The 26,311-nt window shown below is 39.4% G+C and carries 34 protein-coding genes; 12 read left to right on the top strand and 22 right to left on the bottom strand.

Annotation, left to right across the window (positions count from 1 at the left end; all coding sequences use genetic code 11):
* Positions 1 to 21: 21 nt before the first annotated feature.
* From NXS00_RS17615 to NXS00_RS17670, 12 genes are all read right to left on the bottom strand, one after another.
* On the bottom strand, positions 22 to 1,035 hold the full coding sequence (locus NXS00_RS17615; RefSeq protein ID WP_258100572.1) for a glycosyltransferase family 4 protein: 1,014 nt from the start codon (positions 1,033 to 1,035) through the stop codon (positions 22 to 24).
* Positions 1,036 to 1,134: 99 nt separating this feature from the next.
* On the bottom strand, positions 1,135 to 3,366 hold the full coding sequence (locus NXS00_RS17620) for a glycosyltransferase family 4 protein (RefSeq protein WP_258100573.1): 2,232 nt from the start codon (positions 3,364 to 3,366) through the stop codon (positions 1,135 to 1,137).
* A 239-nt stretch (positions 3,367 to 3,605) separates the two neighbouring features.
* Positions 3,606 to 3,818: a hypothetical protein gene (locus NXS00_RS17625; protein ID WP_258100574.1), complete on the bottom strand. Its 213-nt coding sequence runs from the start codon at positions 3,816 to 3,818 to the stop codon at positions 3,606 to 3,608.
* A gap of 887 nt (positions 3,819 to 4,705) precedes the next feature.
* Entirely contained in the window at positions 4,706 to 5,575 is an 870-nt protein-coding gene (locus NXS00_RS17630; RefSeq protein ID WP_258100575.1) for a transglutaminase family protein, read from the bottom strand.
* A gap of 46 nt (positions 5,576 to 5,621) precedes the next feature.
* Complete coding sequence (locus NXS00_RS17635) at positions 5,622 to 5,753, bottom strand: hypothetical protein (protein ID WP_258100576.1); 132 nt, start codon at positions 5,751 to 5,753, stop codon at positions 5,622 to 5,624.
* A 107-nt stretch (positions 5,754 to 5,860) separates the two neighbouring features.
* Positions 5,861 to 6,406: a cation:proton antiporter domain-containing protein gene (locus tag NXS00_RS17640; RefSeq protein WP_258100577.1), complete on the bottom strand. Its 546-nt coding sequence runs from the start codon at positions 6,404 to 6,406 to the stop codon at positions 5,861 to 5,863.
* A complete protein-coding gene (locus NXS00_RS17645) occupies positions 6,310 to 7,053 on the bottom strand; it encodes a cation:proton antiporter domain-containing protein (RefSeq protein ID WP_258100578.1) in 744 nt (247 codons plus the stop codon). Before NXS00_RS17645 ends, NXS00_RS17640 begins: the two co-directional genes overlap by 97 nt.
* Positions 7,054 to 7,123: 70 nt before the next feature.
* Positions 7,124 to 8,026 (bottom strand): SPFH domain-containing protein, encoded by a 903-nt coding sequence (locus NXS00_RS17650; RefSeq protein ID WP_258100579.1) that lies wholly within the window; start codon positions 8,024 to 8,026, stop codon positions 7,124 to 7,126.
* A 106-nt stretch (positions 8,027 to 8,132) separates the two neighbouring features.
* Positions 8,133 to 8,354: a YtxH domain-containing protein gene (locus NXS00_RS17655; protein ID WP_258100580.1), complete on the bottom strand. Its 222-nt coding sequence runs from the start codon at positions 8,352 to 8,354 to the stop codon at positions 8,133 to 8,135.
* Positions 8,355 to 8,466: 112 nt separating this feature from the next.
* Positions 8,467 to 8,778 carry a hypothetical protein gene (locus tag NXS00_RS17660; RefSeq protein WP_258100581.1) on the bottom strand — a complete coding sequence of 104 codons (312 nt, stop codon included), beginning with the start codon at positions 8,776 to 8,778 and terminating at the stop codon, positions 8,467 to 8,469.
* Between the two features lie 20 nt (positions 8,779 to 8,798).
* Positions 8,799 to 9,242 carry a sll1863 family stress response protein gene (locus NXS00_RS17665; protein ID WP_258100582.1) on the bottom strand — a complete coding sequence of 148 codons (444 nt, stop codon included), beginning with the start codon at positions 9,240 to 9,242 and terminating at the stop codon, positions 8,799 to 8,801.
* 168 nt (positions 9,243 to 9,410) lie between these two features.
* Positions 9,411 to 9,971: a helix-turn-helix domain-containing protein gene (locus NXS00_RS17670; RefSeq protein WP_258100583.1), complete on the bottom strand. Its 561-nt coding sequence runs from the start codon at positions 9,969 to 9,971 to the stop codon at positions 9,411 to 9,413.
* 248 nt (positions 9,972 to 10,219) lie between these two features.
* On the opposite strand from NXS00_RS17670, the gene NXS00_RS17675 reads away from it, so the two are divergent.
* Both NXS00_RS17675 and NXS00_RS17680 read left to right on the top strand, forming a co-directional pair.
* Complete coding sequence (locus NXS00_RS17675) at positions 10,220 to 11,326, top strand: fatty acid desaturase family protein (protein ID WP_258100584.1); 1,107 nt, start codon at positions 10,220 to 10,222, stop codon at positions 11,324 to 11,326.
* Complete coding sequence (locus tag NXS00_RS17680; protein ID WP_258100585.1) at positions 11,323 to 11,865, top strand: inorganic diphosphatase; 543 nt, start codon at positions 11,323 to 11,325, stop codon at positions 11,863 to 11,865. The genes NXS00_RS17675 and NXS00_RS17680 overlap by 4 nt, the downstream gene beginning before the upstream one ends.
* Positions 11,866 to 12,088: 223 nt before the next feature.
* Here the strand turns inward: NXS00_RS17680 and NXS00_RS17685 are convergent, their stop codons facing one another.
* A complete protein-coding gene (locus tag NXS00_RS17685) occupies positions 12,089 to 12,988 on the bottom strand; it encodes a bestrophin family protein (protein ID WP_258100586.1) in 900 nt (299 codons plus the stop codon).
* Between the two features lie 516 nt (positions 12,989 to 13,504).
* Here NXS00_RS17685 and NXS00_RS17690 point away from each other — a divergent pair.
* The 10 genes from NXS00_RS17690 to NXS00_RS17735 all read left to right on the top strand — a co-directional run bounded on the left by NXS00_RS17690 (position 13,505) and on the right by NXS00_RS17735 (position 18,434).
* On the top strand, positions 13,505 to 13,819 hold the full coding sequence (locus NXS00_RS17690) for a helix-turn-helix domain-containing protein (RefSeq protein WP_258100587.1): 315 nt from the start codon (positions 13,505 to 13,507) through the stop codon (positions 13,817 to 13,819).
* A 227-nt stretch (positions 13,820 to 14,046) separates the two neighbouring features.
* Entirely contained in the window at positions 14,047 to 14,244 is a 198-nt protein-coding gene (locus tag NXS00_RS17695; RefSeq protein ID WP_258100588.1) for a DUF4248 domain-containing protein, read from the top strand.
* On the top strand, positions 14,241 to 14,744 hold the full coding sequence (locus NXS00_RS17700) for a hypothetical protein (protein ID WP_258100589.1): 504 nt from the start codon (positions 14,241 to 14,243) through the stop codon (positions 14,742 to 14,744). Before NXS00_RS17695 ends, NXS00_RS17700 begins: the two co-directional genes overlap by 4 nt.
* The gene (locus NXS00_RS17705; protein ID WP_258100590.1) at positions 14,737 to 15,990 is read left to right on the top strand and encodes a VapE domain-containing protein; all 1,254 of its coding nucleotides are present in this window, start codon (positions 14,737 to 14,739) and stop codon (positions 15,988 to 15,990) included. Before NXS00_RS17700 ends, NXS00_RS17705 begins: the two co-directional genes overlap by 8 nt.
* Positions 15,991 to 16,259: 269 nt before the next feature.
* Entirely contained in the window at positions 16,260 to 16,421 is a 162-nt protein-coding gene (locus NXS00_RS17710) for a hypothetical protein (protein WP_258100591.1), read from the top strand.
* Positions 16,422 to 16,456: 35 nt separating this feature from the next.
* The gene (locus NXS00_RS17715; protein ID WP_258100592.1) at positions 16,457 to 17,227 is read left to right on the top strand and encodes a hypothetical protein; all 771 of its coding nucleotides are present in this window, start codon (positions 16,457 to 16,459) and stop codon (positions 17,225 to 17,227) included.
* Between the two features lie 8 nt (positions 17,228 to 17,235).
* Complete coding sequence (locus NXS00_RS17720) at positions 17,236 to 17,643, top strand: DUF5675 family protein (RefSeq protein WP_258100593.1); 408 nt, start codon at positions 17,236 to 17,238, stop codon at positions 17,641 to 17,643.
* On the top strand, positions 17,630 to 17,875 hold the full coding sequence (locus NXS00_RS17725; protein WP_258100594.1) for a hypothetical protein: 246 nt from the start codon (positions 17,630 to 17,632) through the stop codon (positions 17,873 to 17,875). Before NXS00_RS17720 ends, NXS00_RS17725 begins: the two co-directional genes overlap by 14 nt.
* Before the next feature lie 2 nt (positions 17,876 to 17,877).
* Positions 17,878 to 18,150 carry a hypothetical protein gene (locus NXS00_RS17730; RefSeq protein ID WP_258100595.1) on the top strand — a complete coding sequence of 91 codons (273 nt, stop codon included), beginning with the start codon at positions 17,878 to 17,880 and terminating at the stop codon, positions 18,148 to 18,150.
* Between the two features lie 11 nt (positions 18,151 to 18,161).
* Positions 18,162 to 18,434, top strand: coding sequence for a hypothetical protein (locus tag NXS00_RS17735; RefSeq protein WP_258100596.1), 273 nt, complete (start codon positions 18,162 to 18,164; stop codon positions 18,432 to 18,434).
* Positions 18,435 to 18,622: 188 nt separating this feature from the next.
* On the opposite strand, the gene NXS00_RS17740 is transcribed toward NXS00_RS17735, so the two are convergent.
* From NXS00_RS17740 to NXS00_RS17775, 9 genes are all read right to left on the bottom strand, one after another.
* Complete coding sequence (locus NXS00_RS17740) at positions 18,623 to 18,913, bottom strand: DUF6943 family protein (protein ID WP_258100597.1); 291 nt, start codon at positions 18,911 to 18,913, stop codon at positions 18,623 to 18,625.
* Positions 18,914 to 19,420: 507 nt separating this feature from the next.
* Positions 19,421 to 19,660: a DinB family protein gene (locus tag NXS00_RS26955; protein WP_373418670.1), complete on the bottom strand. Its 240-nt coding sequence runs from the start codon at positions 19,658 to 19,660 to the stop codon at positions 19,421 to 19,423.
* 268 nt (positions 19,661 to 19,928) lie between these two features.
* Positions 19,929 to 20,792 (bottom strand): helix-turn-helix domain-containing protein, encoded by an 864-nt coding sequence (locus tag NXS00_RS17745; RefSeq protein ID WP_373418671.1) that lies wholly within the window; start codon positions 20,790 to 20,792, stop codon positions 19,929 to 19,931.
* Between the two features lie 85 nt (positions 20,793 to 20,877).
* Positions 20,878 to 21,792, bottom strand: a complete 915-nt coding sequence (locus NXS00_RS17750) for a helix-turn-helix domain-containing protein (RefSeq protein WP_258100599.1) — start codon at positions 21,790 to 21,792, stop codon at positions 20,878 to 20,880.
* 19 nt (positions 21,793 to 21,811) lie between these two features.
* Positions 21,812 to 22,072 (bottom strand): Atu4866 domain-containing protein, encoded by a 261-nt coding sequence (locus NXS00_RS17755; RefSeq protein ID WP_258100600.1) that lies wholly within the window; start codon positions 22,070 to 22,072, stop codon positions 21,812 to 21,814.
* A gap of 106 nt (positions 22,073 to 22,178) precedes the next feature.
* The gene (locus tag NXS00_RS17760; protein ID WP_258100601.1) at positions 22,179 to 23,084 is read right to left on the bottom strand and encodes an SDR family NAD(P)-dependent oxidoreductase; all 906 of its coding nucleotides are present in this window, start codon (positions 23,082 to 23,084) and stop codon (positions 22,179 to 22,181) included.
* Positions 23,085 to 23,096: 12 nt separating this feature from the next.
* On the bottom strand, positions 23,097 to 23,948 hold the full coding sequence (locus NXS00_RS17765; RefSeq protein ID WP_258100602.1) for an SDR family oxidoreductase: 852 nt from the start codon (positions 23,946 to 23,948) through the stop codon (positions 23,097 to 23,099).
* A gap of 219 nt (positions 23,949 to 24,167) precedes the next feature.
* On the bottom strand, positions 24,168 to 25,079 hold the full coding sequence (locus NXS00_RS17770) for a helix-turn-helix domain-containing protein (protein WP_258100603.1): 912 nt from the start codon (positions 25,077 to 25,079) through the stop codon (positions 24,168 to 24,170).
* A 16-nt stretch (positions 25,080 to 25,095) separates the two neighbouring features.
* Positions 25,096 to 25,959, bottom strand: a complete 864-nt coding sequence (locus tag NXS00_RS17775; RefSeq protein WP_258100604.1) for an SDR family oxidoreductase — start codon at positions 25,957 to 25,959, stop codon at positions 25,096 to 25,098.
* Between the last annotated feature and the right edge of the window lie 352 nt (positions 25,960 to 26,311).

Here is a 26,311-nt window from a genome sequence, read left to right on the forward strand (position 1 = left end):
AAAAAACCATCAAGAGGCACACTACCTCGACTTCAATATTTTTCGATATATGCTGATATAGTCATCAATCATTCGGTCCTGATGAAAGTTTTTTATAGCATGATGATGGCAATTTTCAGGAAGGATGTCAGATAACCTTTGAATAGCCTGAACAGCCTCAGCTACATCATTTACCAAGTATCCCGTTTTTCCATCTACAATAAGTTCACCCATACTGCCTTTATTAAAGGCAATTACAGGAGTTCCTGACATCATGGCTTCTATTACACTCAATCCAAAAGGCTCTTCGAACCCAATAGGGTGTAGTAAGGCTGCTGCATTGGCCAATAGTTTATTCCTAATTACCGATCCGGCATTTCCCGCATAAAGCACCTCCCCACTATCTATATGAGGCTTGATTTTATCATTGAAATATTCCTCATCTTGTATCAGTCCAGCTATTTTCAGCGATAAGCCTGCCTCTTTGGCGATTTTTATAGCCAGATGTGTCCCCTTGTCCGGATGTATTCGTCCAAACGATAGCAGGTAATTTTCTTTCTTACTACTGTAGGTGTATTCTTCTGGATTAATGCCATGATGGATACAACCCTGATAAGACAGTTCCCGGTGTTGATCTGATTTAGATATGGAAATATAGGAAGTGGTCTTATTGTATTTTTTGTAAACAGGCAAAATATCCGAAGACGAAAAACCATGAATGGTAGTCACCATTGGAGTCTCTATGAGCCGAGAATAAGTCAAAGGAAGAAAATCGAAATGATTGTGAATGATATCAAATTCTTGAGCTCTCTCCATCATATGACTGATATGCAGACATTCCCATACCTTGGCATTTGACGCAGAACTCTCTCCCAGTGGAATTTTGCAGACAGAACCTAGTTTAGCCTGAGTCTGAGAATCAGATGTAGCAAATAAAGTAACATCCATTCCACGCTCCACCAGACCTTCTGTCAGCACAGAGGCCACAAGCTCCCAAGGACCATATTTTTTAGGGGGTGTTCTCCAGGAAATAGGTGAAAGTATAGCTATTTTCATATGTATTGTGTCATTATATTAATCCAGTACTGAAATGCGCTGGAAAGTTCGAATCAATTATTTTTCGAGCGGCTGGATCGTCCTTGAAGAGTGCTCACCTCAAGATTCGGTTTGGTAAAATTCTTCATAGGCCTTTTGGACAGTGAGGTGTGATATAAGGTATGCTAGAGAACTTTCTGCTCCTTGATTTCGATTGACCCCATAGTTTTCAAATCCATCACAGCATCCTTTGGTTTCAAAGTCATACAGACTCATGCGGAGATCATTGTCACCCAAAAACCACATAAAAGCGGTAAAGAGCTTGTTGAGGTATTCTTTGTCTTTCGTCAGGTGGAATACCTGATGATACATGAGCACCATTGCCAAAGCATCAATTGGCTGCTGAGCATATCGAGACCTTTTACCCTCCTGCTTATACCACTCCTTATTGCCAATAATAGATAGGTAGCCATCTTTCATGGTCACTCCAGTTAAAAAATGCATACTTTCCATTGCTGTCTGAGTGATCTCTTCATCGTTGAGGATCTCTGCAGCATGCAGCATCGCTAGTGGCAAGATGCCATTGTCATAAGCAAGTAACGCTTCATACCAGTGCCATTTTTCTGTCCTATGCTCTTTGTATTGCTTGTTCAGTTTTTGGGCAAGGTTTCTGAGACGCTCAGTCATTTGATCATCACCTGGATTGCTTAGCAGGTAATGACAGATCCCTATGATGGTATTCGCAATACTTCGAATGGATCTGAGTTTTTCAAAATTGGGAGCTGCTTCAAAAAAGACCAATTTTCCCGTCTGATAATAGGCATCATTTGGAGGATTTCCTAGGAGGTAACCCAATGCCCAGATAGTCCGGCCGAAAGAATCTTCAGACCCTACATCATCCAGAAAATGACGACTGAAGCTAAGGAAATTGCCAAATAACCCGTTTTTTCGCTGCATGTAGTGAATGTAACTCAGATAAACAGGCATCATATCAAAGGCTAATGCATCTTTTTTCTGTTTATAGGCCATCAAAGCCACCAGGAGTGCTCGTGCATTGTCATCCAGACAATAGCCTTCCTTCAGGTTAGGGATGCCAAATTTTGCATGCTGAATGATCCCCGTATCGTCTGTCAATCTTTTAATATGGGTCAATAAAAAAGGAGGCAAGAGTAACAGGTCGATTTTACTGTCCTTTTTTACTGTCACATGATCTTGTTCACGCTGTACTGAGAATGCCAAAGACAAATATTTCTGTCCTGTTTTGGACCAGGTCATTTGCCTGCCATGTTGCAGCGCTCGCTTTTTCAAACTCTGCAATTTACCCGGATGGCTTAGCGTTTCATTTAACAAGTCTGAAAGTTCTTCTGATTGGTTGAAACCAAAAAGCAGGCCCCGGTCGTCAGCCAATAATTCCGTAGCATGCCAATAGGGAGTGGAGACAACTGCGCACCCTGCACCCATGGCATACGAGAGCGTACCACTGGTAATCTGCGCTTCATTGGTATAAGGGGTGATATAAATATCACAGGCTGCCAAGTACTTGAATAGCTCAGTTTGCTCAACAAATTCATTGAGAAAAGAGACATGCTGAGACAGGTCTAATTTTTTGACCAATAGTTGCAAATAAGAGCGGTATTCTTCCCCAGAGTGCCGCGAGACATTAGGATGTGTCTTGCCCAGAACCAGATAGAGCACATCAGGATGTTCTTTGATGACAGCAGGCAGCGATTGAATAACAGTCTCAATACCCTTATTCCTCCCTAGAAAACCAAAAGTCAACAGAACTTTCTTGTCCCTGAGTTTAAATTCTTTTCGAGCCTGGTTGTAGTCAAAATGTATGTCAGGCACCCCATGCTCGATAAACGTAATTTTGGTCTCCGGCACATCATATATTCCTACCAGGAATTCGATGGCCTTGTGACTCATTACCACCACCTGATGTGCCATGTTACATATTTCTTTCAGAATGGCCTTTTCGTTATAAGAGGGCACCTTTAAGACCGTATGTAGGGTGACTATTACGGGAATCTTCAACCGATGAAGCAACGGAAGAAGGTATACACCTCCCTGACCACCAAAAACACCAAACTCATGCTGTATCACACAAACATCCGCACCACTGAGATTAATGAAATTGGCTGCCTCCAGATAATCGGTTTGCTGCTCCTGATCTATGCTTAATTTGACCTCCGGCGGATAGGTATAATTGAAATGATGATCATTAATAGCCACTACATAACTTTCCTCAATGGCATCATTTCTGGCATCTTGCATTGAGAATACCAGATTTTTAGTAAAAGTACCTATACCACATTCTCTTGGTGGGTATGTGCCAATGTAGGCTATCTTCATAAGCTTGGAGTCAGTGTAATATTATCAATGATTTTTACGGCCTTTTTTTGTGGGTCGGATTGGCGCTAGCGACAAGATCCGTTTCAGCATGTAATTGCTCTATATTTCTGGGATGATTATGCACTCTACAGCGATAACCACTCCCAGTAAATTCTCTAACTATTAACTTCACAGACGGAATTGCCGATGCATAAACCACATCTCCCGGCTTGAATAAATTTTCCATAATTTGCTCGTATTTAGGATGGTCTATTAGCCATCTCATCAGTTCGTGGGTGAGTCACCAGTTCTCTTTCATAATAAACCAGTTCCGGCTTATCAGGATCATCTTTAACCCTGCAGTAATAAACTCGGTCTATGTACCTCCTTACCGTAAGCTCTAATGTAGGGTTAACTTTTGCGTAGACTACATCTCCGGCTTGGTAGCTGTTTGGTTTTAGTTCCGTTCTCATAGCTGAATACTTTGATTTTAACCTTCATCATGGATGAGGTTTTGAGGGTGGAATTTCGCATGAATAGGCTGTGGAAGCATTACATATCAACCAATGCTTCTTACATAAATCACGGTTTGAAAATGGGCAACATCATTATCATCTTGATGGCCGCACCCGCAGCAGCAGCAATATTAAAAAACCAGCCACTATCAATACTAACGCAATGAAGGTGGCCTGATGAAAGGGATTTAGCAGTGAAAGAGTTTGATTACTTTCACTAATGCTATCAAATGTGAGTGATTTTAACCCAACAAAAATCAGAATTAACCCCCCTAAAGTCATCAAAAAGGACCCAAATGATTTGATCGTGTTAGCCAAGGCAATACTCACTGTTTTCATAGCTGGTTGTATAGAAAGCACACTAGTAACATAATTCTGATAATGAATCTATTAAACCCGGATTATTCAATAGAAAAATAAAAGGAGGTAAGCCAAATATTCTATTGAATAATGACGAAATAATTCTTTACTATAGAATTATTTGTCAGGGTTACCGCTGCGGCGGACCGTCCTGACAAAGCGAAGCTTTCGTCAGCCCTTTGGGTAAATTATGCTTAATGCATAATTTGGGTTAAAACCAGGAAAACACTCTTATTTCCCCTAGTAAGACTTAACGAGTTATCTCCTCTTTTCTTTTAGAAAACCAATACACGTTTAACTCACACAATTTTTATTCAGAAAGGCGATTAACATTTTAATCTCCTCTATGGTAAGCTGGAATGATTTCATCTTCTGATCCTGGTGATCAATGAAAGATATGCCTAGGTTGGCACCCGGCTCAAAAGCAAGAGTTGAACCATTTACGGTCATTCTTAAACCAGTTGATGTTTTCACAAAATTCATCACTAGGGATTCAGACCCATCAATTCTTTCTGTAGCACTTGTATTGACACGAAGGTGTTCAATGTACTGGATGCTTCTCCTCTAAAAGACCCTGTCACGGGCATTGCATCTTTGTAGCTTGCGCAAGAGCATAGTGGTATGTAACGATCTCCGGCAATTGACCCATTGCTGGGATCGAAAGCAATCCATCCTGCCCCTGGCAGGTACACCTCCAGCCACGCATGAAGATCATATTTAGCGCTTCCAGATTCAATAAAAAAGTAGCCACTCACAAACTTTGTGGCTATACCCATCGCCCTCAATAACTGTATTTGCATCCATGCCAAATCCCTACAAGACCCACTTTTGATATCAAAAGTATGATTTGCATTATGCGGCTCGCCTTCTTCACGATACACTAATTTAAAATCCTGATGTATCTGATGTGTAAGATTATTTATGAAACTGAGTGTTTTATAATCAGATCCAATCATGATATTTTGACCATACTCTTCTAATTCATCCATTACCACTTCTCCAGTTAGAGAAGGTGACAAAGTCACGATGAGTTTATCAGAATAACTAAAAGGCAAGTCCAGATATGATTGAGGAAATAGGATGAAGTCAAATGGATTATTATCCTCAATCGTCACTATAGATTTAGCCTTAATTCTAAGCTCGTTACAAGAGCCCTGAAACCAGCCAAATTGTATTAAGTTTTTCTCACAATCATTTTGCGTTGAAATACTTAAGGGTTTTGGAGAGACATCCAGATCAAAACTTTGCAAACTATTATTAGGAGTTATCCCAGGCTGCAACCTAAAGTAGTGTGGCTCGAGGCAAACCTCTTGACTAAATGTATACAACGTGTCATGGACAATTTGTAATTTCATTTCCATAGATTTTTTATTGAGTTTCCACCCTACTCGAAGCTGGTTTTCAGGAGAGATTAGATTTTTCTAATTTATTTTTCTCAGTTTTTTTAGCAGCTTTGGCAGCTCTTTTTTCTTTCAATGTTTTTGTGGGAGCGGTCTTATCTGACTTGGCTTTGCCATTTTTTTCTTTTGACATAATTTGCTTGAATAAGTTTAATTCAAAGCTCGATATCTGTCAGTTGATAACCCTTACATAATGGATGCTATCAATTGCACAAATCACAGGTTTGGAGGTGCATTTACTTAAGTTGACTGTTTCACTATTTTTCTCATCAGAAAAATCCAGAGAGGACTAATGATGAGGGTAAGGGATATAACAGAAATAATTAGTTGGTAGCTATATTCAGATATCAGTTCAGTGATAAAGGCTGTGGCACCCAGTATGAAACTAAACTCCCCAATTTGGGCTAAAAGAGCTCCGGTATAAAAGCTATCTCTCCACGTTTCACCCAGAAACCGCACAATCAAGGAATTAATCAGGGTATTGGTGAACAAAACGGATAGAACAAGCAACAATATTGTACTCAGATTTTCCATTAAAAATACCAGGTCTATTAACATCCCAACTGAGACAAAGAACAAAGCAACGAATACAATCCGAAAGGAATGCAAACTCGTCTTAACCCAATTGGTTTCTTTGGCAGAAGAAACAATTACGCCAGCCACAAATGCACCTAATGCAGATGATAGACTCAGGAAAGCAGTAAGCAAAGAAAAACCAAAACAGAAGGTAAAGGCGATGAAAACTTGTATTTCGTGATCTTTCCGAATACGTTCTGCAAATGGCAAATGAATCTTTTTTTTGTCAGCACCCACAACGTAATTCCAAGGATCAAACATCCGCCAATTATTTGCTTAATCATTTCGAGCGTGTCTGGCCTAGCCCCCGATACGTAGTTGATAATGATGAGCATAGGTACCACTAAAATGTCTTGAATTAGAAGAATTCCAATAACATTTTGACCCACTTTTGAATGAATAAGGTTCTGATTCTCGAGGTAATTGAAAACAATAGCCGAGCTACTCAGACTAATCACAAAGCCAATAACCACTATGCGGTTAATAGGCCAATTGAGGTAATATCCAACCAGCCCTACTACTCCCACACTTACCATGATTTGTACAATGGTACCAATTAACGATATCCGCCAATTGGCAAGTAATTTAGGAAGGGATATTTCCATCCCAACGAAGAAGAGCAGAAGTACCAACCCAAAAGACCCCATATCGGAGATCAGGACTTCATCTATCACGAAGCGGAAACCATGTGGCCCCATTAGTATACCTACCAAAATGTAAGCAATGACGTATGGTTGTCTGAGTAATTTGAAAATAATACTGATCAGGACAATACCAATAGACAACACCACCAGAATGGAGAGAACAGGATCAATCTGAATGGATAAATGTACTGTATGGCCAATCAAAATGTTCAATAAAGTGATCGATTTATTATGGATATAAGAATAACTCCCCGACCATTCAGGGACACTATATTAACTCAACTTATAATCCCTGGGTGGCTAATTTAGAGAAATTGTCAGTCTGAGATTTAGCCCTGACAGGAAGCACTCCGGCCAAATCTCCTATCACATTCACGAGATCCGCTCCTGCTGGCACCACAATCTTCGTATTATTTTCAAGTGCAACTTCCATTGCTTCTAACTTGCGTAACAATTGAGCATTGCCAATGAAATACTTATCCGCTGCTTCATTAACCAGTTTGATCGCTTCTGCTTCTCCTTCAGCTTTCAGTATCTTGGCGCGTTTGGAGCCTTCTGCTTCTTTGATTTTAGCTCGTTTTATTCCATCCGCTACTGTTTCGGCTGCAGTAGCAGAATCTACAGCGGCAATTTTTTCATTCTCTGCTTTCACCACTTTGTTCATGGTCTCCTGTACATCTGTTGGCGGGTCTATTTCCTTCAACTCTGTACGAATGATCTCAATTCCCCAGCTGGCCGTTTCTTTGTGAAGCGTCTCATGAAGTTCTTTATTTATTCTACCCCGTTCGCTATTGGCAGACTTCAAGGTGAGTGTGCCAATAATGTTTCTCAGAGTTGTTCTTGCCAAGTTGACAATCTGCCAACTGTAGTCATTGACATCATAGGTAGATCCTTTTACACTTTTTTCATCGGACTTCACTCTGAAGTACACCTGAGCATCCACCCGTGCGTTCAGATTGTCGTTGGTAATGATTTCCTGTGGCTCTGCATCGATCATTTGTTCAGTGATATTGACTCGAAACATACGATCGACTATTGGTATGATCCAATGGAAACCTGGTTGTGCAAGTTTGTGATATTTTCCAAGTCTCTCAATTAAACCTTTGTGGGTAGGTCTGACAATTTTGATGCCCCAAAAGAAGAAGATCAGGATGGGAATGATATAAAAAGCAACAGTTAGAATCATAGTTATTATTGTAGAAGTGTACTATTGGGACTAATGAATTGGTCAACTTTTATAAACCATGACGGACACTAAAACAAAACATGCCTGGAGAGATTTATAAATGCGTCTATTTTACTGCTTTAACCTCTTTATCTAATTCCTTCAATGATTCAGAGGTGCCATTAGAAATAAGTGTGAGTTTGTCAAGAATCTGGCTCAGGTATTCATCTCCCTTGTCAATTATTTGCTTGCGAAAGGTCTTGCCTTTTTGGGAAGTAAATCCTAACCCTATCAGAATGCCTCCTGACATTCCTACCAGTACTCCGATGATTACATTTCTATTTTTCATATTGATATGGATTTAATTGCTTTCCTTTCAGAAAGCAGAAGTGAGAGTAGTTTAAGTCTTTCTTTTAAAGTGTTAGATATATCATGTTTCTAAAGATTGACTTGTTTGGGCACTAAAAATATTTATTCACAAATAGCATGATGAAAAGAATAATGAGAACGATGGTGCTACCGATGGATAGATACAAACCTCCACCAATTCTTTGAAGTCGAACTTTTATTGATTTGATTTCTTCCCTTTGATCAGAGGTCATTTTCATTTTGATGCTCATTTTGATTGTATGAAGTCGTTGTTTCAACGTGATGGTCTCCATTTCCTCATTATCCGTTGACGGTTCATCCTGAGCCTGGAAGTTTACCAGATAAAGTGGTGAGGGTATCAGCGACAATAGTTGTATCGTACTTATCAGTCTACATTTCTTCATACCAGTCAATCCTTTTCGGATTAGTTTTCCGTATTGTCCAGGTTCAAATCCTTGAAAGATTTTCCCAGTTCATCCAACTCCTTACTGAATTCCATTTTGAAGGCATCCCATTGTTCCTTATCAATGGCTTTAAAGTCGTTCAGACGTTTTTTCAAGTCCGCGTTTTTTTGTTCCAATTCAGCTACTCTTAGCGCATAAGCTTCTTTAGTTTCTTTCTTAACTTTAGCTACGCGGGCTTCAAATTCAACAATACTTCTTTGATTGGCCGCAATTTTATCATCAGTCTCCTTCTTGTAGGTTTCCATATCAGCCAGATAGTCCTGATTGGCTTTTACCAGATCTTCATCAGCATCTATTACTGCATTTTGTGCTTTCTCCAGCTTTTGTGCGGAACTGTCACAACTAACAGTTATCACCGCTCCTATGATGACAAAAGCTGCGATGTATAGGGTTGAGTTTCTCATCTTTTTTTCACAAAGGTGAGTGGTTTTACTTCAGTTACAGTTACACTTTTAGACTTTAGTCTTACATGAATCGCTTATTGATATAATACGCCAGACTATTATTCCATCAACCACCTGATTCATGACTGATTCTCCAAATAAAAATACTATTCCATGAATTCGAATTCATTATAAGTTCTCCAGATTGATCTTACGTTTTTCTTTGAGATGCTTGTAGAAAGTAGGAGATAAACCTGTGACCTTTTTGAACTGATTAGACAAATGCGCCACGCTGCTGTAGTGCAGTTTATAAGATATCTCGGTTAAGTTAAGTTCATCATATAGCATCAGTTCCTTTACCTTTTCAATCTTGTGCAAGATGATGAACTGCTGTATAGTCGTACCTTTTACCTCCGAAAAAATATTGGATAAGTATGTGTAGTCATATCCAAGCTTTTCACTGATGTAGTCGGAGTAATTTACATTGGGCAACTCATCTGAGTAATGGATCATTTCTATGATCAGATTCTTAATGCGTTCAATAAGTATCGTTCGCTTATCATCAAGTAGTTCTAACCCTGACTTGAGTAGGTTTGCCTTTAGCTGATCATGTTGTTTAGAACTTATATTTTCCAGGATTTCTACCATCCCAAGGTCCAAGACCGTGTGATGCAATCCCAGCCTTTCAAGCTCTTGTTTGACCATGAGTTTGCATCGTAGACTAACCATGTATTTAATGTAGAGCTTCATGAGAACAAGGTAGTTCTAATTTTGGCCGAACAGGTCCGTTTAGTCATTCTTTTATACAAGATTTGTTTATAGTTAACAATGACTTATTTGCATTTGGTTCGGCTTATTTTTAGAGTATGTAATTGCATGCTATTTGTTCATCCAAAATAGATACAAGTATCTTTTAAAAAGATGTAACGAATCAGGATCCTGGTAGAGCGAGCTTTGTTGTCAGAAAACAATCGCACGTGATCAACTAAAACGATAAGATGAGTAATACTGCACCAATAACGTTTAATCCTGACAGACGAGACTTCACCACCACCATGAACAAACGGGTTAATGCCTATTTTAAGGACCGTCAACTTGGTCGTCATGCCAATACTGAAATGGTGATTAAGTCGATGGTGATGTTGGCCCTATATTTTGGGCCTTTGGCGTTTATCCTGACTGGGGTGATTACGGGAGTATTTACTACTCTCGCTTTGGTAGTGGTGATGGGATTTGGCCTGGCAGGTATCGGCTTATCTGTTATGCATGATGGGAATCATGGTGCTTATTCTAGCAAACGATGGATCAATACTTTAATTGGCTATTCACTGAACCTTATTGGAGCTAATTCCTTCAACTGGAAAATACAACACAATGTGCTGCACCATACACATACCAATATCTATGGAGTCGATGAAGACGTCAGTTCACATGGTATTTTGAGGTTTACGCCTCATTCCGAGTGGAGATGGTTTCATAAATATCAGTTTGTGTATGCGTGGTTTTTGTATGGATTAATGACCCTTTCCTGGATGTTTTACAAAGACTTTCACCAGCTTTATTTGTATCATCACCAAGGGCTGATCAAAGGCCGTACGAACCCAAAACGAGAATGGGTCATCCTGATATCGACCAAAATCATTTATCTCAGCTATATTTTGCTGCTTCCAATACTGCTGACACCCTGGAGCTGGTGGCAGGTATTGCTGGGAATTGTCATCATGCATTACATCACCGGATTCCTGTTAGCCATTGTCTTTCAGCCTGCACACGTCATTATGGGGTCGGAATTTCCAACACCTGACAATCAGGGCAGCCCACGAGATATTCGGGCAATACACCAGTTGCGAACTACCACCAACTTTGCGAATAAAAGTCGGTGGTTTACCTGGATGGTAGGTGGATTAAACTTTCAGATAGAACATCACTTGTATCCATCCATTTGTCACGTTCATTATCGAAAGATCGCGCCGATCGTACAAGCCACGGCTCATGATTTCAATTTACCTTACAAAACTGTTCCTTCTTTTCTTAGGGCTTTGAAAGGGCATACGCAACTCCTTAAGCAATTAGGCAAACGTACTAAACTAACTTCCCAGACATGAACAATCCCTGGCATGAAGTTTCCTATGGGAATCAATCACCTGAGATCGTCAACGCCATTATCGAAATCGCCAAAGGGAGCAAAGGTAAATTTGAGATGGATAAGAAAACCGGTCTTCTCAAGTTGGATCGGGTTTTATTCTCTGCTGTTCACTATCCAGCCAATTATGGATTCATACCTCAGACCTATTGCGAAGATGGTGATGCATTGGACATTTTAGTACTTACCTCCGTGGAGTTGCCACCATTATGCCTGATCGAAGCAAGAGTCATCGGCGTAATGCGTATGCATGATCAGGGACTTGCGGATGATAAAATCATTGGGATTGCTCTTCATGACATTGGGTTTGAACACATCAAACAGCTGGAAGATTTACCACCACATACGATGATGGAGGTACGTCGTTTTTTTGAAGATTATAAGAAGTTGGAAAAGAAGGAAGTGTTAGTGAAAACGATATTGGGCAAAACCCAGGCTTATGAAATTGTGGAGGAAGGCATTAAACACTACAAGGAAAACTATGAGCATTTAATACAATAGACAATACCAGAACTTCCTGATAAACTACAAACAGTGTCATCCGATATCACATTTTATGTATCTGTAAGAAAGAGACTTCTAACGAGACAATTGATTTTGAAATTTCCTATCATTAATATGGTTCAGAACTGGGTTCACACGCTCAATCTTGAAGATTTCTATCCATATATCAACAAGTGATTCTGGAGACTTATAGAAGTAAAAGTCATTTTGTCTAGAGTTTTTACATCGTGTAAAATGATTGTGGGGAGGAAGAATCCTCGTTTTCAATGTTCTGATTGAGGAGATCCAAAATATCTTTCTCAATATTTTCAGCAATCTTGGTCATTGGAGTGTCTGTGGGTATGTTTTCAAAAGGATCCTGCATTCTAAAGGCCGCTTTCTCCAAGAAAAAAAACACTGTAGACACAATCACCAAAATAAAAAACTCTAGTGCAAAGTGTTGTAATTTGAAGGCCACCGACAGGGACAAGAATATCACAAACAAATAGATAGAAGTATGTAGTCCATATCGGTATATCGGTGGGAATACCGTGTTTTTGATGCGCTCACATTTACCCATTGATTCTGTAAGCCTGGTAATCGTTTCCTCTATTTTAATTTGAGAAAATTTATCAAGCTCTCCATCATCGTGCAATTGTTTGACAGCATGTGATTGAATTGAAAGAATACCTAATGGAACATTGTGATATTTCTTAATGAATTCATAGTCTTTCACTTGCATCTTTTTCTTAATCAGTTCAGTAACGCTTTGTTTTCTTAAGACCATCCCTAAACAATAATTCCATGTTATTTGGCGCTTAGCGATACTTTCAATCTCAGGATGAACATCCCTCACGTACATTTGCAACTGCAATATCAGCGTTCTTGAATCATTGACAATACTCCCCCATATTTTTCTTGCCTCCCACCATCTATCATACGATTGATTGATCATGTAAGACAACAAAATGGATATCGCAACTCCTAATGTACTGGATATGCTGATTGGAATATCAGACAGAAATGAACGAAAATAAATCGGAAGTATTCCTGTAATACATGCAATCAGTACCACATAGAACAAGGGTATTTTAAGTTCATTGAATAGATATAAAATCGGGATTTTACTTTTGACAATCATAACAGAGATTTTTTAAATTGTATAATGATATTCAATGAACTTCTTTTGATAAATGAGATGCTACTGGTTTTCTGATACAAGCCAGGTCAACATGATCGTATTCGCGCTAAAGCTAATCCTAGGGTTTGTAAGCGAGAGAAGTAAATTTCCTGGGCCACTTTTGGATTCTATAAACTCGACCCAAGTGAAGATGGTCTATCACCTATTTGTTCTGAACGAAAACACAAAAGGTAAACGTTGTAAATGCTTTACACCTAAAGTCACCGATCTGGATATTACAAAAGACCTTATAATAAATGACAAGAACTATTTATAGAGGTGTTTTTTCTGGCTGGGGGATCCAAGTTAATCTTGGAAAGTACTTTTATCTCGATTAACCTTACCGTGTTCCCTCCATTAAACCTATTCTTTCTTTTTTTGCTTCTTTTTTCCATCAATAGCTCAAACTTTCTCAAACCAGACACCTGCAAAATCAAATCTATAAATATTGCAAACAGAACCTTAAAATGTTTGCTAATGGAAAATCCTTTTGACGAAATCAACCAACGATTGGTAAAGATCGAGAACCTCATTCTCGCGAATAACAAAACTAATTCTACCTCCTCAATTCCTGAAACAGAACCTTTCATTGATGTCAAAGAGGCCTCTGAGTTTCTAGGTGAAGCTATTCCCACTATTTATGGGCGAACGTCCCGACTTGATATCCCATTCTATAAGCGAGGCAAGAAGCTTTATTTCAAAAAATCGGAATTAACAGAATGGGTTGAGGAAGGAAAAAGCAAGACAAAGGATGCCCTGAGGCAAGAACTAAAGATTGTATCTCGTAAATGAGTTTATATCTATATGAATCCTGAAGCTGGGAACACTAGGATTATTTGGAGTCATTTACAGCTAAATGAAAGATAGAGTCCCAAACCCCACCAGAAAACTTACCAAGGTTACCAAATGATTATGTTTCAACCTTTTTGAAACTCATTAAACACCAAATAGAACAGATAAAAATAGCTGGTTGAAAACTGCTACTTCATTTCTTAATCTTACCAAAAACACTTACCACAATGGAAGAATTCATAGCTACTCCAATGAGCCTCTCAGAGCTTGCAACTGCATATGACGTAAGCACCAAGATCATGAACAAATGGCTTGATCCTCACCGAAAAGAAATAGGTAAGCGCATAGGACTTCTATATACGCCTAAGCAGGTCCACAAAATTTATGAATGTCTTGGATACCCTCCTTACCTGGACATCAAATGAAGAAATTTCAACAGGTTACCGAACGCTTCGAAAAAGCTGTAACAAAGCTCCAGGAAAACCTGCAATACCTGGCAGATCAAGATAAGGTCAGCGACCGATTCCTGAATATCCAAAACAAGATCATCAAGACCCTTATTGATTACCAACATGAGGTGATGAGGACTTTGAAGGCGTATGATCAACTGGCCGTAAAACTTTCACTAAAGGGATCAGCAGATTATCAACAATTACTGAATGACAAACAGAGTCTGGAGGCGATCTGTATCATTCATGGCATCATAGATTTTACTTCATGGATGAACAAGGGCAAATCTTACCTCATACAAGAGGCTATTTATCACTATCAGCATAGCGAAGTACAGTTCTCACATTCTATCATGGAGATGATCAGGAATATGGATCCGCATGATCGCGAGCAGCTCTGGAGCCTCTTCAACAAACAAGCTCACCTACGCTGGGAAAAAGCACTATCTGAAATGAAAATGAAGACCTATGCTTGAACATCAGGAAATCAATAAGCAATCCAGCGAAAAAAAGAAAAAACACCACATTCTGGAAGTAAAGGATTATCTGGATCTCAAGTATGAGTTCAGAAGAAATGATCTTACACTGGAGGTGGAATATCGCCCAGTGGATGAAGAACGCTTTCAGGTACTAGATGAAGCCCGGATAAATTCCATTTGGATTGAACTTCAAGTAGATGGTTTCAAAGTGTCGGATGCTGTTCTTATCAAGATATTGAACTCTCACCTGGTAAGCAATCACCATCCTTTAAAGGCTTACTTTGAAACACTACCAGATCATGATGGGGTTGATCACATTACAAAATTGGCCGAAAGTGTGCAGATCGATGAAGCTTCAGTTGAGAAGGTGCAGCTGCAGCAGCTCTGGAAACCTTACCTCCAAAAATGGTTAGTGGGAAGTGTCGCCACTGTTTTAGGACAAGGAACTAACCAACTCTGTCTGATTCTAGCAGGTGGCCAAGGAATCGGAAAAACTACCTGGTTAAATAGATTATGTCCAAAAGGACTGGAGGACTTTCTCGTCTGCTCCCATATTAATCCATCACTGACCGATAACAACACCGCCAATTACCTGGCTGAGAAGTGGTTTGTTAATATTGACGACCAGCTGGAGACCATCTTTGGCAAAGACTTTAACAGCATGAAAGCCATTATTACGGCTCCCTTTGTAACCAATCGGAAAACCTGGCATAAGTTTAGCCGGAAGCGTGATCGGGTTTGCAGTTTCATGGGGAGTGTGAACAACACCCAATTCCTTACAGACAATGAAAATAGGCGGTATTTGGTTTTTAAGGTCAATGGAATTCACTTCGATCACCAAGTGAACATGACCAAAGTATGGGCTCAGGCAATGCATCTATTAAAACAAGGCTTTCCATATTGGTTCCAGCAGGAAGAGATGCGGATACTCAATGTAATGAACAACCTTTTCCGGCAAAGCTCTCCTGAAGAAGACTGGTTGATACGCTTGTATGAGCCCACTACACCAGACAATCCTCTAGCCACCTTCCTGATGCCCTCCGAAATTCTTAGCAAACTCAATGCCTTCTCTAATATGAAGCTCTCAATCCGGAAGCTGAATATGGCTATGGAAAAACTAGGGTTTAACAACAAAGTATCCAAGAGGATTCATGGTCAGCCCAGGTACGTCCATCCTGTAATCGAGCATCTCTCTAACTCTGAAATGCAATACCAGCACAGTATTCGCAACGGAGACTCGTAGTTGTAAACTCCCCCACTTTACTACCTCTACTTCCTTTTTCTCATCAAAGTACTCGAACCAGACATTTCCTGTAAGTGTCTGGTTACTGGTGTTTTACATGATAGGGACAGTGTAATTTGAAGACTCTACTATATTCTTTACTACTCAACTACATTACACTTTATAAATCTGTAAATCAATTACTTAGACGTAGTAGCAAGTGTAGTAATACCGTAGTAAAAGTAGTTACTGTAGTAGCGTAGTAAGCATCGATCATAAAATATCAAACCATGAACCATCCATGGAGTATCCATGGGGATGGTATGGGGTTGACTTTAGGAATCTATAGCCCACTTTTCTCCGACATGGAGTTTGTTAACATTCACTTTTCACCAAGTTCTGCCAATAGTAGCCCGAACACTCCAAAAGCAGGAAGGCACATTTTCGGGTAGTGACATCTTGCCAGTGATAAAAATGCTTTTATATAATGGCAAGACAGAAAGGTATAATGAAATTAGAAGGAACCATCGGGGATGTTTCCTTTTACAAGACCTCCGATGGCTACCTGGCCAGAGAAAAGGGAGGTGTGGACGCTGACAGGATCAAGAATGATCCAGCCTTTGCTCGTACTCGAGAGAACATCACAGAGTTTGGTAAGGCTGGAAGAGCAGGAAGGGTTCTGAGAACTGCTTTCAGACTCTTGCTGCAGAATGCAGCGGACAAGAAAGTCACCAGCCGATTAACTAAGGAAATGATCCGTGTAATCCAGGCTGACTCTACCAACGAACGTGGAAAACGAATAGTTACAGCGGGAAATCAACTACTGCTCAATGGCTTTGATTTTAACATCAATAGCAAATTAAGCGCTACGTTCTTTACTCCATATGTTCCAGCAATTGATCGAGCTGCAGGCACACTGAGCATCAATATCCCTGAGTTTGTTCCAGGCAATACCATTGTTGGTCCGCAAGGAGCCACGCATGTGAAAATTGTCTCTGCAGGAGCGGCGATCAATTATGAGGAGGAAACCTTTGAGGTAACTGTAACCAAATCCAATGATCTGGCTTTAGGATCTCAGTTGGAGGAAGCTATTGAACTGAGCAATGCAGTTGCTGGGAATAATGCACTAAGTATGTATCTGGTTATGGGATTAGAGTTTACCCAATCTGTAAATGGAGAGATGTACCCATTGAAAAATGGTGGATTCAATCCACTTTCATTGGTGGCCATTGATCAGCCTGCATTAGAAGAAGGATAGACTAATTTATGGAATTAGTACTCACCCGTAAGTATTTCCCAAAAGGAACCAATGGCCGACTGACGTTTAATGGCAGCATTATTTGCTACACTATAGAACTTCCCTGGTGGAATAATCAGCGAAATATATCCTGCATTCCAGAGGGCAGGTATCTAATTGCTAAGCGTCATACGGAAGAAAGAGGATTTCATTTGATCGTGAAAGATGTGCCAGGAAGAGATGGTATTTTATTTCATCCGGCCAATAATGCATTGAAAGAACTGGAAGGCTGCATAGCTCCAGTTAGCCTACTTACCGGACCAGGTCGTGGAGATTCATCCAAGAAAGCCTGTGAAGTCTTGAATAGTCATGTATTCAGTGCCAAACACTTGCGGGAAGATGTATTTCTCAAAATTATCAGCGATGGAAAACATTGAATTGACGATGCTTTTCGGAGGCGTGATGTCTCTACTACTTGGCGTAGTGGTTTACTTTCTTAAGCAGCTTTTGTCTGATTTTAAGAAGGTAGAGCAGGACCTGACACAGGTAAAGAATACGACAGAGATCATTCGAGCTGAATTTAAAGGCATGAATGACCTTTTGAATCAAAGGATCAACTTTCTGGAAAAACGGGTTGATCGGCTGGAAAATCAAACTTTTAATGATTAAAAATGACAAAGTCTGTTAACGATCTGAATTTGGTAGAGCGTGCAAAGGCGCCTACACCCAAATTTTTCAGGGTACTCCGAAATGTCGGATTGACCCTTGCTGCTGTCAGTGGAGCCGTTCTCGCAGCTCCAGTGACACTACCCGCAGCTCTAATAACTGCAGCTACCTATATAGGCGTTGCTGGAGGAGTGCTCACAGCTGTGAGTCAAGTAACTGTGGATGAAGAAGAGTTTGCTCTTCAGGAAGCCGCAGGAAAATCGATTTTTAAATCTTAACTATAATAACTATGAAGAATTTTTTAGTATGCTATGACTTGTTTGGGAATAAGAACTACGAAAAATTAAATCACCGAATAGAGCAATACCCGGTCGCTCAAAAAGTGATGAATACAACTTTCCTCATCAAAACAGAGGAAGATGAGGAAGCATCCAATGTATTGGAGAACCTAAGACAATGCGTGGAAGCTGACGACAGGATCCTGGTGATTCAGGTAAAAGGAGATTCTGCTCAGTTCAATTCACTAACTAGTGATTCCGGATTGAGCGTATTGATTAAGTGAGCCATATTTTTTTTGTTTAGGACAGGGCACCAGGTGCCCTGTTTTTTTATGTCTCCAGAGTTTTTAAGGTTTTTTGAATGATGACCATTTTAAGCTGTTCGAATAACTGTAGTTGTTTTGTGATTACTTTGGTTTTGGCCTCCATGTCCTGAAGTAATTTCAAGCTAGAAGTGAGTTCGGCAGCACAATCAGGGATAGTGCTTATCTACAATCTGCAAACCTACACGCAAGTCATTAATTCGAAGAAACGGAATGACTGATCCAACCAGGTCCTTTTTGAAATATCCAGATTTCCACAAAGCAAAACAAAGCCAATAGAACAGTTGGCGATTCTCTTCGAACTCAGTACAAACCAGATAACAATTAGGGCAAGGTTTGTCAAGTGGTTTTCCAGCATTCAGGCCTTTCGATAATACATAAAAATGAGGAGTTGTTGGATTTTCCTTTCCGGAGAAAGTGGATACACGGTATCTAAACATGGTTTGAGCATTTAAAAGTTATGCTCAGTCCAGTTGGTCACCGCCTGCGGCGCTTGCCTAGCCGGCCGCATATTCCAAAAGAAAAAAAAGAGAAAAAAAGAAAGCTCAGCTATTAGGTGGCACCTTGGTCTCAGCAAGGAGGAACGGAATAAGTCTTATGCAGGAAATTCCTTGATGCGACCAGTTGGTAGTTTCCAAAAAATGCAGAAACTTTTACAATTAAGAAATTCTAATAGTTAACCAATCTGTGCCACCTAACTTGACTTCCTTTTTTGAATTATTCGGTCATTCCTTAGTTTTTAGGGAGGTTTTTCCAAAAGAAAAAAGACTAGGCGTCCCCGACTAGCCGTCCGCAAGAGAAAAAAGAAAGCTTTTTTCTCAGCAGGCGATGGCAGGCCAGGCAAGGAGTAACGGAATAAAAGAAAGCGTTGCGGGATGGGAGTGTTTATGCCGTAGTTCTTTAGCCAGACTCCAATTGCTTGTTTCCGGTTAACTACTCTTTATAAACTATGTTGCCAAATCTGCAATTGAGAAATTATTAAATCCTACCTGTTGTGATAAAGTAACCAATTGTCCACGATGATAGGTGGAGTGGTTAATAAAGTGCAGAAATGTTTGCCAAAAGATCATTTTTCCTTCTCTTCCGTTTGGATAAATAAACCTGATGTGGTCTTCATAGTTCTCTTGAGGAAAGTTTTCGATAAAGCTTTTTATATCAACGTATGTTTTCTTCCATATCTGGATCACGTCTACCTTGGTCCCATTAAAATCAGAAGATAAATAGATAGGGTTATGAACGTTTGTCCAAAAGTCAAACCAAATCTATTTTTTGCACTGACTTGGTGTATTGAGGTTTTTTAATGCTATTGAAACTGCTTATAATGGTCTGATTCCATTGGTCATCATGGATTTGATCTAACCATTCCATGGCAAGATTCTTAGCCAAATGAATAAAAATTTTTTTACGTTTAAAATTCAACGTAAAGGTAGAATGTTAGCACCCACTCAATTATAGCTAATCACTCAAAAGCTGTTTGGAAACGGTCATCCTTTGTTTTTGGAAATGTTTTGGACTTAACCCATAGATTCTTTTGAAGGACTGAGAAAAGCTAGAGTGATTTTCATATCCTACTTTGTAGAAAATTTCACTCGGGTTTTCGTTTTGCAATAACATTGATGCTGCGATTTGCATTTTCCTCTGCAGGAAATATTTGCTAGGAGTAGTTTTGTAGAGCTTGACGAATTTTCTTTTAAAAGTGGAAATGCTCGTATGGCATAAAAAGGCCAACTCGTTCAAGGTAAGATTATTTGTGATATTTTCTTCAACGGCTTTTTTTATTTCCATTTCTGAATATTCTTCCTGCATTTTTGATTTGAAAGACATCATTTGCTGAGGGTTTTTCTCCAAGAGATACAGCATCAATTCTTCAAACTTTATTTGTAGTAAAAGGGGCAAGATATCAGATGGTTTCCGCTGAATTATTCTAAGTGAAGAAATGTAGTTCATGATAAAGTCATCCTTAGGAAATACAAGGAAAGGCTTTTCTTGGGACGTTATTGGAGATACGCTATCAATAAGGGTTTGATAATTAAGAAAGAAGTTTAGTAGATGCTGATTATCGAAGAAGAAAAGAGTACTCCGGTATTCTTTATCTATTGCTAGTTTTTCTGTCATTAAACAATTGTTTGATGATAGAATGACAAAGTGGGTATCTCTAACAATTGTGCTAGCACTTGCATAATGTAAAACCTTCTCACCTTTTTCTAAAAAGTTGATGAAGTTACTTGGAGGTACGAATTTGTTTCTTTGAGCTGGCTTTACAGAGACATAACTTCTTATACTTAAAGCGTTCAGGTCATTTTCGTTTATTCTTTGCACTTTCTTCAGTGTTATTCACGTACTGATACGTTTAATCTGGTAATGGTACGACCTTATGAATAAAGGGCCTCATGAGTGAGAAAATTTAGTTAAAGGATCGTTTAAACTCCAAAGGAGATATGTTCGTTTTTGATTTGAAGAACTTACTAAATGACTGTGGATGCTCAAAACCCAATAAGTATGCAACTTCACTTATTGATAAATTGGTCGTTGATAGCCTTTCCTTTGCTTTGGTAATGAGTTTGCTCTGTATGTGTTGTTGTGTAGTTTGCCCTGTTAACGTTTTCAGCATACTACTCAGGTAGTTAGGCGAGACATTGAGCCTACTGGCCATGTATTGAACTGTTGGTAAACCTTGATCTCTTATTGCATCAGTTTGTAACCAATCAGCCATGACTTCTTCAAATTTTTCGAGCAGCTGATGGCTACTCTTTTTTCGTGTGACGAACTGCCGTTCATAGAATCTTTTGGCATAAATGAGCAGCATTTCTATTTGTGCGATGATGAGTTCCTGGCTGAATTTGTCAATATTAGATTGGTATTCACTTTCTATTTTCTGCAATAACTCTACGATAACAGTTTCCTCTTTATCTGAAAGGAATAGTGCTTCATTGACCGAATAGTGAAAGAACTCATAGTCATTGATCTTTTTAGCGAGATTGGTGTTCCATAGAAAGTCAGGATGGATGAGCAATAACCACCCAGTGGGCTCCACTACAACATTGTGATTGATTTCTATTTTTAAAAATTGTAACGGGGAGACAAAGGTTAGTACTCCTGAGTCAAAGTCATACTGCTGTTGGCCGTAATTAAACTTGGCATTGACATTTCGCTTCAATCCAATCGAATAAAAATTCTGGATCCATTTCAACTCTTCTGTATCTACCGGGTAAGCTACTCTGCTATAGTCTATCAGACTAATCATCGGGTGCTCGGGAGGAGGTAGTTTACAAAATGAATGAAATTCAGAAAGTGAATTGAATCGAAATGTCTCTTCCATTTAATGATAATTTACTTGATTATAATTCTTTGTACAAAACCATACCCGCATGATAGAGCACTCCTTCTTTGAATTCTCCATCAGCTGTAAAGCCTGTATCGTCTTTGTAATCGATGTGGTTGCCTGTTACCTGATAGCTACCATGGTAGGCACTTTTACGGCTACCACGTGCTTCATCATATCTGTTATTTGGGAGTAGTTCATGACGAATGTAACCGTCTTCTGTTACCCACATTCCCAGATATTCTTTGGTTAGTTCTATTGTTTTTTCTGGTTTCATTATTTACTTCTTTTTGGAAAGAAACTGTCGCTTCTCTTTCTTAAAAGTTTTAGTCTTAAGTAAGAAATAAGGCTGGAAACATGCCTTTTCCAGCCTTCTGAATAAACTAAACGGCCCCTGTTTTTACTTCTAACAGGTGTGAATAGTTCATAATTCGAAATACTCGTTCTGTTAGCGTTTCTCTAACAGCATTTCCGGGTTCTGCGAGGTAATCTGAGTAGTCCACTGTACTCCGCATTGGTTTTTCACCAACAGGCAGCTTCAAGATTTCAGCGATTTTATCAGCTACACCCTGAATGGGTGCTTCACCAAATCGAAAAAGGTTTCTCAATCCTGGCTCGTAGTTATCATAATCTTTCTGCAACCTATCGTATTGTTTCAGTATTTCTTTATCACCAGGGAATTCAGCTGTTTCAAAGTGAGAGGTGCCCTCCATGAAAACTCCGGGCATAATGATGCAAGTTTCTATGCCAAACTGACCCACTTCGTAAGCGGTGTTTTCTGCTAATGCATCAAATGCGGCTTTGCCCATTACATAAGGTGTCATAAACGGTGCTGTCAGGTTTGTGATCCCACTACCCACATAAATAAGTGTTCCCTTTTTCTGCTTGCGCATGTAAGGAAGTGCAGCCCTGTTTAGTCGGTGAGCTCCAACGGCATTCGTATTTAATGAACTCAACAATTGTTCAGGAGTGTAGCCCTCTGCAAACCCGATGAAAAGGTGTGCGGCATTCTGAACGATCACATCAATGTAACCTTCTCTAACAACAATCTTATCAACTGCTGTCTGGCAAGATTCTTCCAGATGGATGTCTAAGTCTACAATTTCAACTGATTTTCCATGACCTTCTACATAGCTTCGTAATTTTGACGACTTATGTGTATTCCTTCCGTTTGGATCTCGAATACCAGCATAAACTTTATAGCCTTCCAGAGCAAGGGTTTGTGCGGTGTGTAAACCCATCCCTGATCCCGCACCAGTTATTAGTACTGTTTTTCTATTTGTTTCCATTTTTTCCAAGTTTTAATTAGTTGATTCTACTTCTGTAGCCGTACCTATTTGTTCGTTTTTGGCCAATTCTGCCTGAATGAGTTCCATTTTTAACCCGGCATAGTGGTAAGCATCCTTTCCGAGAAACAAATGACCAGGAGGCGTTTGCTGTTGACATATCTTAATCAATGCGTCAGCTGCCTTTTCAGGATCATTTGGTTGGTTGCCATCGATTTGTCCTAAATGAGCTTGTTCTAGTTCTCGGGCTGATTCATAGGCCTCAATGGGCTTTTCAGGTGTCTTTACAGATCCTTTCGATAAGAAATTCGTTCTGAAGTATCCAGGATAAACCAAGGTAACATTTACGTTAAATGCCTTCATTTCTTCAGCTAATGCTTCTGTAAACCCTGCAACAGCAAATTTGGTAGAGCAGTATATCCCAAACCCAGGAAAGTTCCCTACATATCCGCCTATGGAGGATATGTTGAAAATGTGACCAGACTTTTGCTTTCTCAAATGAGATGTGACATTTCGAATGACATTCAGATATCCGAAGACATTTACATCATAACTGTTTTTGACCTCCTGGTCGCTTAGTTCTTCCAATGTCCCGATCTGACCAAAGCCAGCATTGTTTACGACGACATCAATCACTCCAAAGTGATCAATTGTTTGGATTATTGCTTCTTTGACGTCTTTGTCATTGGTCACATCCATCTCCAAGGGTAGAAAGGTCTCGGATGCATTGCCCAGCTCCTGTATTAGAGCATTTAAACTTCTAGAGGTCCCTGCTACGTAATAGCCGTTTTCGATTAATTTCTTTGCCAGCGCAAGACCGAGCCCTCTGGAAGCACCGGTGATAAACCATACTTTTTTAGTCTTCATTTTTTTTGATTTCGTTTTTCTAAATGCAAGACAAAGATGAAGACCGTACAAACGTTGGACTTTGCTCGATCTACGGATGTTGTAGCCGAAACAACTATTCTTATATTAGAGAATAGAAAAAATGATAATTGGGGGCATCCAAAGCATAAATGCCGTTTGAGCATAGACTGCTTAGGTTTTTCAACTTAGAAAATATGCCCTTCTTGATCGATTATTCGTTCAGTTAAAGGATTGCCTGAATTCAGAAGGAGTCAAGTCAGTTTTACTCTTAAATAATTTACTAAAAGATTGTAGGTGTTCAAAGCCTAATTCATAGGCGATTTCACTCACTGATAGATCAGTGGTTGACAGTCTTTCCTTTGCTACATCAATTATTTTATCTTGTATAAAATGTTTGGTGCTTTTTCCTGTTAAATTTTTGAGCAAGCGACTCAAATAATTAGCGGATAGATTCAATTCATTAGCAAAATACTGAACTGTTGGTATTGGCTTTTCTATTACATGTTCTTTTCTATAATAAGCCACTAGTAATTCCTCAAATTGGTTTAAGATCGTGTGATTTGTGATTTTTCGTGTAGTAAATTGACGCTGATAAAAACGTTCTGAATAGGTCAATAATAACATTAACAGCGCAATGATCACCTCTTGACTAAAATGATCAATACTTGCCTGATATTCTTGTGCAATACTTTCCATAACACCAACAATCATTTTTTCCTCTCTGTCAGACAAATGCAGTGCTTCATTGATTTTGTATTCAAAATACTCATAGTCCTTTATCTTTTTGGAAAGGGGAGTGCCCCAAAGGAAATCGGGATGTACCAGTAATAGCCATCCTTTATGTTTTAATTCCTCATCAGCTCTGAATTCAAAAGAAAGCACTTGTTTTGGTGACATAAAATGCAATACCCCTTCATCAAAATCATATGCTTGCTGTCCATATTTTAATTTGGCATTAAAATCCTTCTTTAAAGCGATGGAGTAGAAGTCATTGGTGATAGTTGTGGGACTGGCCTGATGATGCTTGATATCCTCAAATTTCACTAGACTAATAAGTGGATGTAGGGGTTTCTGCAAATCCATAACCTTATGGTATTCGGTTATGGATTTTATGTGATATGGTTTTGACATAGTACGAAATTAGATTTTATAATCCAAAAAGTGTTTTTAACCCTTCCTGTAGTGTAGTTGGTTTGCGTCCAAGCTTAGCTTCTAAATCATTCGTTATTTCATCTTCCTGTCCGTTTTTTATATCCGTATTGAATTCAACCACTTTTTGAAGCATACTTTGCGATATTCCTGTTGGTCTCATTCTTTCTTGAAAGGTAGAAATATCTACTGGATGGTATTTTACTTCTTTTCCAGATAGTATTGTCAATGCCTCGGCAACATCATAAAAGGAATAAGCTTCGGAGTTTGTGAATTTGTATGTTTTGTTTTCACAAATCTCATTTGATAGCACGTTAGCTATTGCTTCACCCATTTCTTTTCTTAGAGCAAAAGCTACCTTTCCATCCCCAGCAGGTTGGAAAATACCGCTTTCAAACACTTTTTTGCCAACAAAAATTGGAAGTACATCCATATACAAGGTGTTTCTAAAAATGGTATAGTTTAATCCACTTGCTTTGATATAATCTTCTGTGAGGAAGTGTTCTTCCATCAGATCGTGAGCGAGCGTTTCCCTATTTCGCATTGCTCTACTCGTATAAGCAATATTTGCAACTCTTGATTTTTTAGCAATATCAATGACATTTCTGTGCTGCTGCATTCTGTCACCCTGGTCGCCTGCAGAAATTAAAAGAACGGTATCTACCTTCTTCATTGCACTTTCAAGAGAGGATACATTATCATAATCACCTGGAAAAACATTTATTCCTTTTGCCTTTATTTCTGGTATTTTTTCTTCTTCTCGAACCAGGGCCGAAATATTTTTAGCAGGAATATTTTTTACTAATGTTTCAATGACCGCACTACCCAGATTTCCGGTGGCACCTGTTACTAGTATTTGCATAATGATCTGTTTTTTGATTTATGCAAAGCTCTCTAGTGTTTAGCCCGAAATTTTAGTCGAATCTTGCATTGTTGTAATCGTTTCTGGCTTTTTCCAATTATATAAAGCAATTGTTAAGTAAGATGTGATAAGTTAAAGAACATCCATCAGGTAAAGGAGCCCTCAGCTAGCGTAAGCATCGCGGGCCTTAGCGGGCGCCACCGCCAGCCTGCCAGAAGATAATGATCCGCCAGTTGGCGGAAAATGGCTGGGAGTGCGTACAGCTTTGGTTCGAGTGTTGGGAAAGTGCTGCTGTACGGTACTGGTGGTGGCCGCAGGCCCGCACAAACTATGGGCAGTGGCTGGGCTGGGA

The sequence above is a fragment of the Marinoscillum pacificum genome (assembly GCF_024714495.1).
In the GTDB taxonomy this organism is placed as follows: domain Bacteria; phylum Bacteroidota; class Bacteroidia; order Cytophagales; family Cyclobacteriaceae; genus Marinoscillum; species Marinoscillum pacificum.

Excerpts from the sequence above, each read along its gene's own strand:
- NXS00_RS17615 (WP_258100572.1), bottom strand. The coding sequence starts at position 1,035 with ATGAAAATAGCTATACTTTCACCTATTTCCTGGAGAACACCCCCTAAA.
- NXS00_RS17620 (WP_258100573.1), bottom strand. The coding sequence starts at position 3,366 with ATGAAGATAGCCTACATTGGCACATACCCACCAAGAGAATGTGGTATA.
- NXS00_RS17625 (WP_258100574.1), bottom strand. The coding sequence starts at position 3,818 with ATGAGAACGGAACTAAAACCAAACAGCTACCAAGCCGGAGATGTAGTC.
- NXS00_RS17630 (WP_258100575.1), bottom strand. The coding sequence starts at position 5,575 with ATGAAATTACAAATTGTCCATGACACGTTGTATACATTTAGTCAAGAG.
- NXS00_RS17635 (WP_258100576.1), bottom strand. The coding sequence starts at position 5,753 with ATGTCAAAAGAAAAAAATGGCAAAGCCAAGTCAGATAAGACCGCTCCC.
- NXS00_RS17650 (WP_258100579.1), bottom strand. The coding sequence starts at position 8,026 with ATGATTCTAACTGTTGCTTTTTATATCATTCCCATCCTGATCTTCTTC.
- NXS00_RS17655 (WP_258100580.1), bottom strand. The coding sequence starts at position 8,354 with ATGAAAAATAGAAATGTAATCATCGGAGTACTGGTAGGAATGTCAGGA.
- NXS00_RS17660 (WP_258100581.1), bottom strand. The coding sequence starts at position 8,778 with ATGAAGAAATGTAGACTGATAAGTACGATACAACTATTGTCGCTGATA.
- NXS00_RS17665 (WP_258100582.1), bottom strand. The coding sequence starts at position 9,242 with ATGAGAAACTCAACCCTATACATCGCAGCTTTTGTCATCATAGGAGCG.
- NXS00_RS17670 (WP_258100583.1), bottom strand. The coding sequence starts at position 9,971 with ATGAAGCTCTACATTAAATACATGGTTAGTCTACGATGCAAACTCATG.
- NXS00_RS17675 (WP_258100584.1), top strand. The coding sequence starts at position 10,220 with ATGAGTAATACTGCACCAATAACGTTTAATCCTGACAGACGAGACTTC.
- NXS00_RS17680 (WP_258100585.1), top strand. The coding sequence starts at position 11,323 with ATGAACAATCCCTGGCATGAAGTTTCCTATGGGAATCAATCACCTGAG.
- NXS00_RS17685 (WP_258100586.1), bottom strand. The coding sequence starts at position 12,988 with ATGATTGTCAAAAGTAAAATCCCGATTTTATATCTATTCAATGAACTT.
- NXS00_RS17690 (WP_258100587.1), top strand. The coding sequence starts at position 13,505 with ATGGAAAATCCTTTTGACGAAATCAACCAACGATTGGTAAAGATCGAG.
- NXS00_RS17695 (WP_258100588.1), top strand. The coding sequence starts at position 14,047 with ATGGAAGAATTCATAGCTACTCCAATGAGCCTCTCAGAGCTTGCAACT.
- NXS00_RS17700 (WP_258100589.1), top strand. The coding sequence starts at position 14,241 with ATGAAGAAATTTCAACAGGTTACCGAACGCTTCGAAAAAGCTGTAACA.
- NXS00_RS17705 (WP_258100590.1), top strand. The coding sequence starts at position 14,737 with ATGCTTGAACATCAGGAAATCAATAAGCAATCCAGCGAAAAAAAGAAA.
- NXS00_RS17710 (WP_258100591.1), top strand. The coding sequence starts at position 16,260 with ATGAACCATCCATGGAGTATCCATGGGGATGGTATGGGGTTGACTTTA.
- NXS00_RS17715 (WP_258100592.1), top strand. The coding sequence starts at position 16,457 with ATGGCAAGACAGAAAGGTATAATGAAATTAGAAGGAACCATCGGGGAT.
- NXS00_RS17720 (WP_258100593.1), top strand. The coding sequence starts at position 17,236 with ATGGAATTAGTACTCACCCGTAAGTATTTCCCAAAAGGAACCAATGGC.
- NXS00_RS17725 (WP_258100594.1), top strand. The coding sequence starts at position 17,630 with ATGGAAAACATTGAATTGACGATGCTTTTCGGAGGCGTGATGTCTCTA.
- NXS00_RS17730 (WP_258100595.1), top strand. The coding sequence starts at position 17,878 with ATGACAAAGTCTGTTAACGATCTGAATTTGGTAGAGCGTGCAAAGGCG.
- NXS00_RS17735 (WP_258100596.1), top strand. The coding sequence starts at position 18,162 with ATGAAGAATTTTTTAGTATGCTATGACTTGTTTGGGAATAAGAACTAC.
- NXS00_RS17740 (WP_258100597.1), bottom strand. The coding sequence starts at position 18,913 with ATGTTTAGATACCGTGTATCCACTTTCTCCGGAAAGGAAAATCCAACA.
- NXS00_RS17750 (WP_258100599.1), bottom strand. The coding sequence starts at position 21,792 with ATGGAAGAGACATTTCGATTCAATTCACTTTCTGAATTTCATTCATTT.
- NXS00_RS17755 (WP_258100600.1), bottom strand. The coding sequence starts at position 22,072 with ATGAAACCAGAAAAAACAATAGAACTAACCAAAGAATATCTGGGAATG.
- NXS00_RS17760 (WP_258100601.1), bottom strand. The coding sequence starts at position 23,084 with ATGGAAACAAATAGAAAAACAGTACTAATAACTGGTGCGGGATCAGGG.
- NXS00_RS17765 (WP_258100602.1), bottom strand. The coding sequence starts at position 23,948 with ATGAAGACTAAAAAAGTATGGTTTATCACCGGTGCTTCCAGAGGGCTC.
- NXS00_RS17770 (WP_258100603.1), bottom strand. The coding sequence starts at position 25,079 with ATGTCAAAACCATATCACATAAAATCCATAACCGAATACCATAAGGTT.
- NXS00_RS17775 (WP_258100604.1), bottom strand. The coding sequence starts at position 25,959 with ATGCAAATACTAGTAACAGGTGCCACCGGAAATCTGGGTAGTGCGGTC.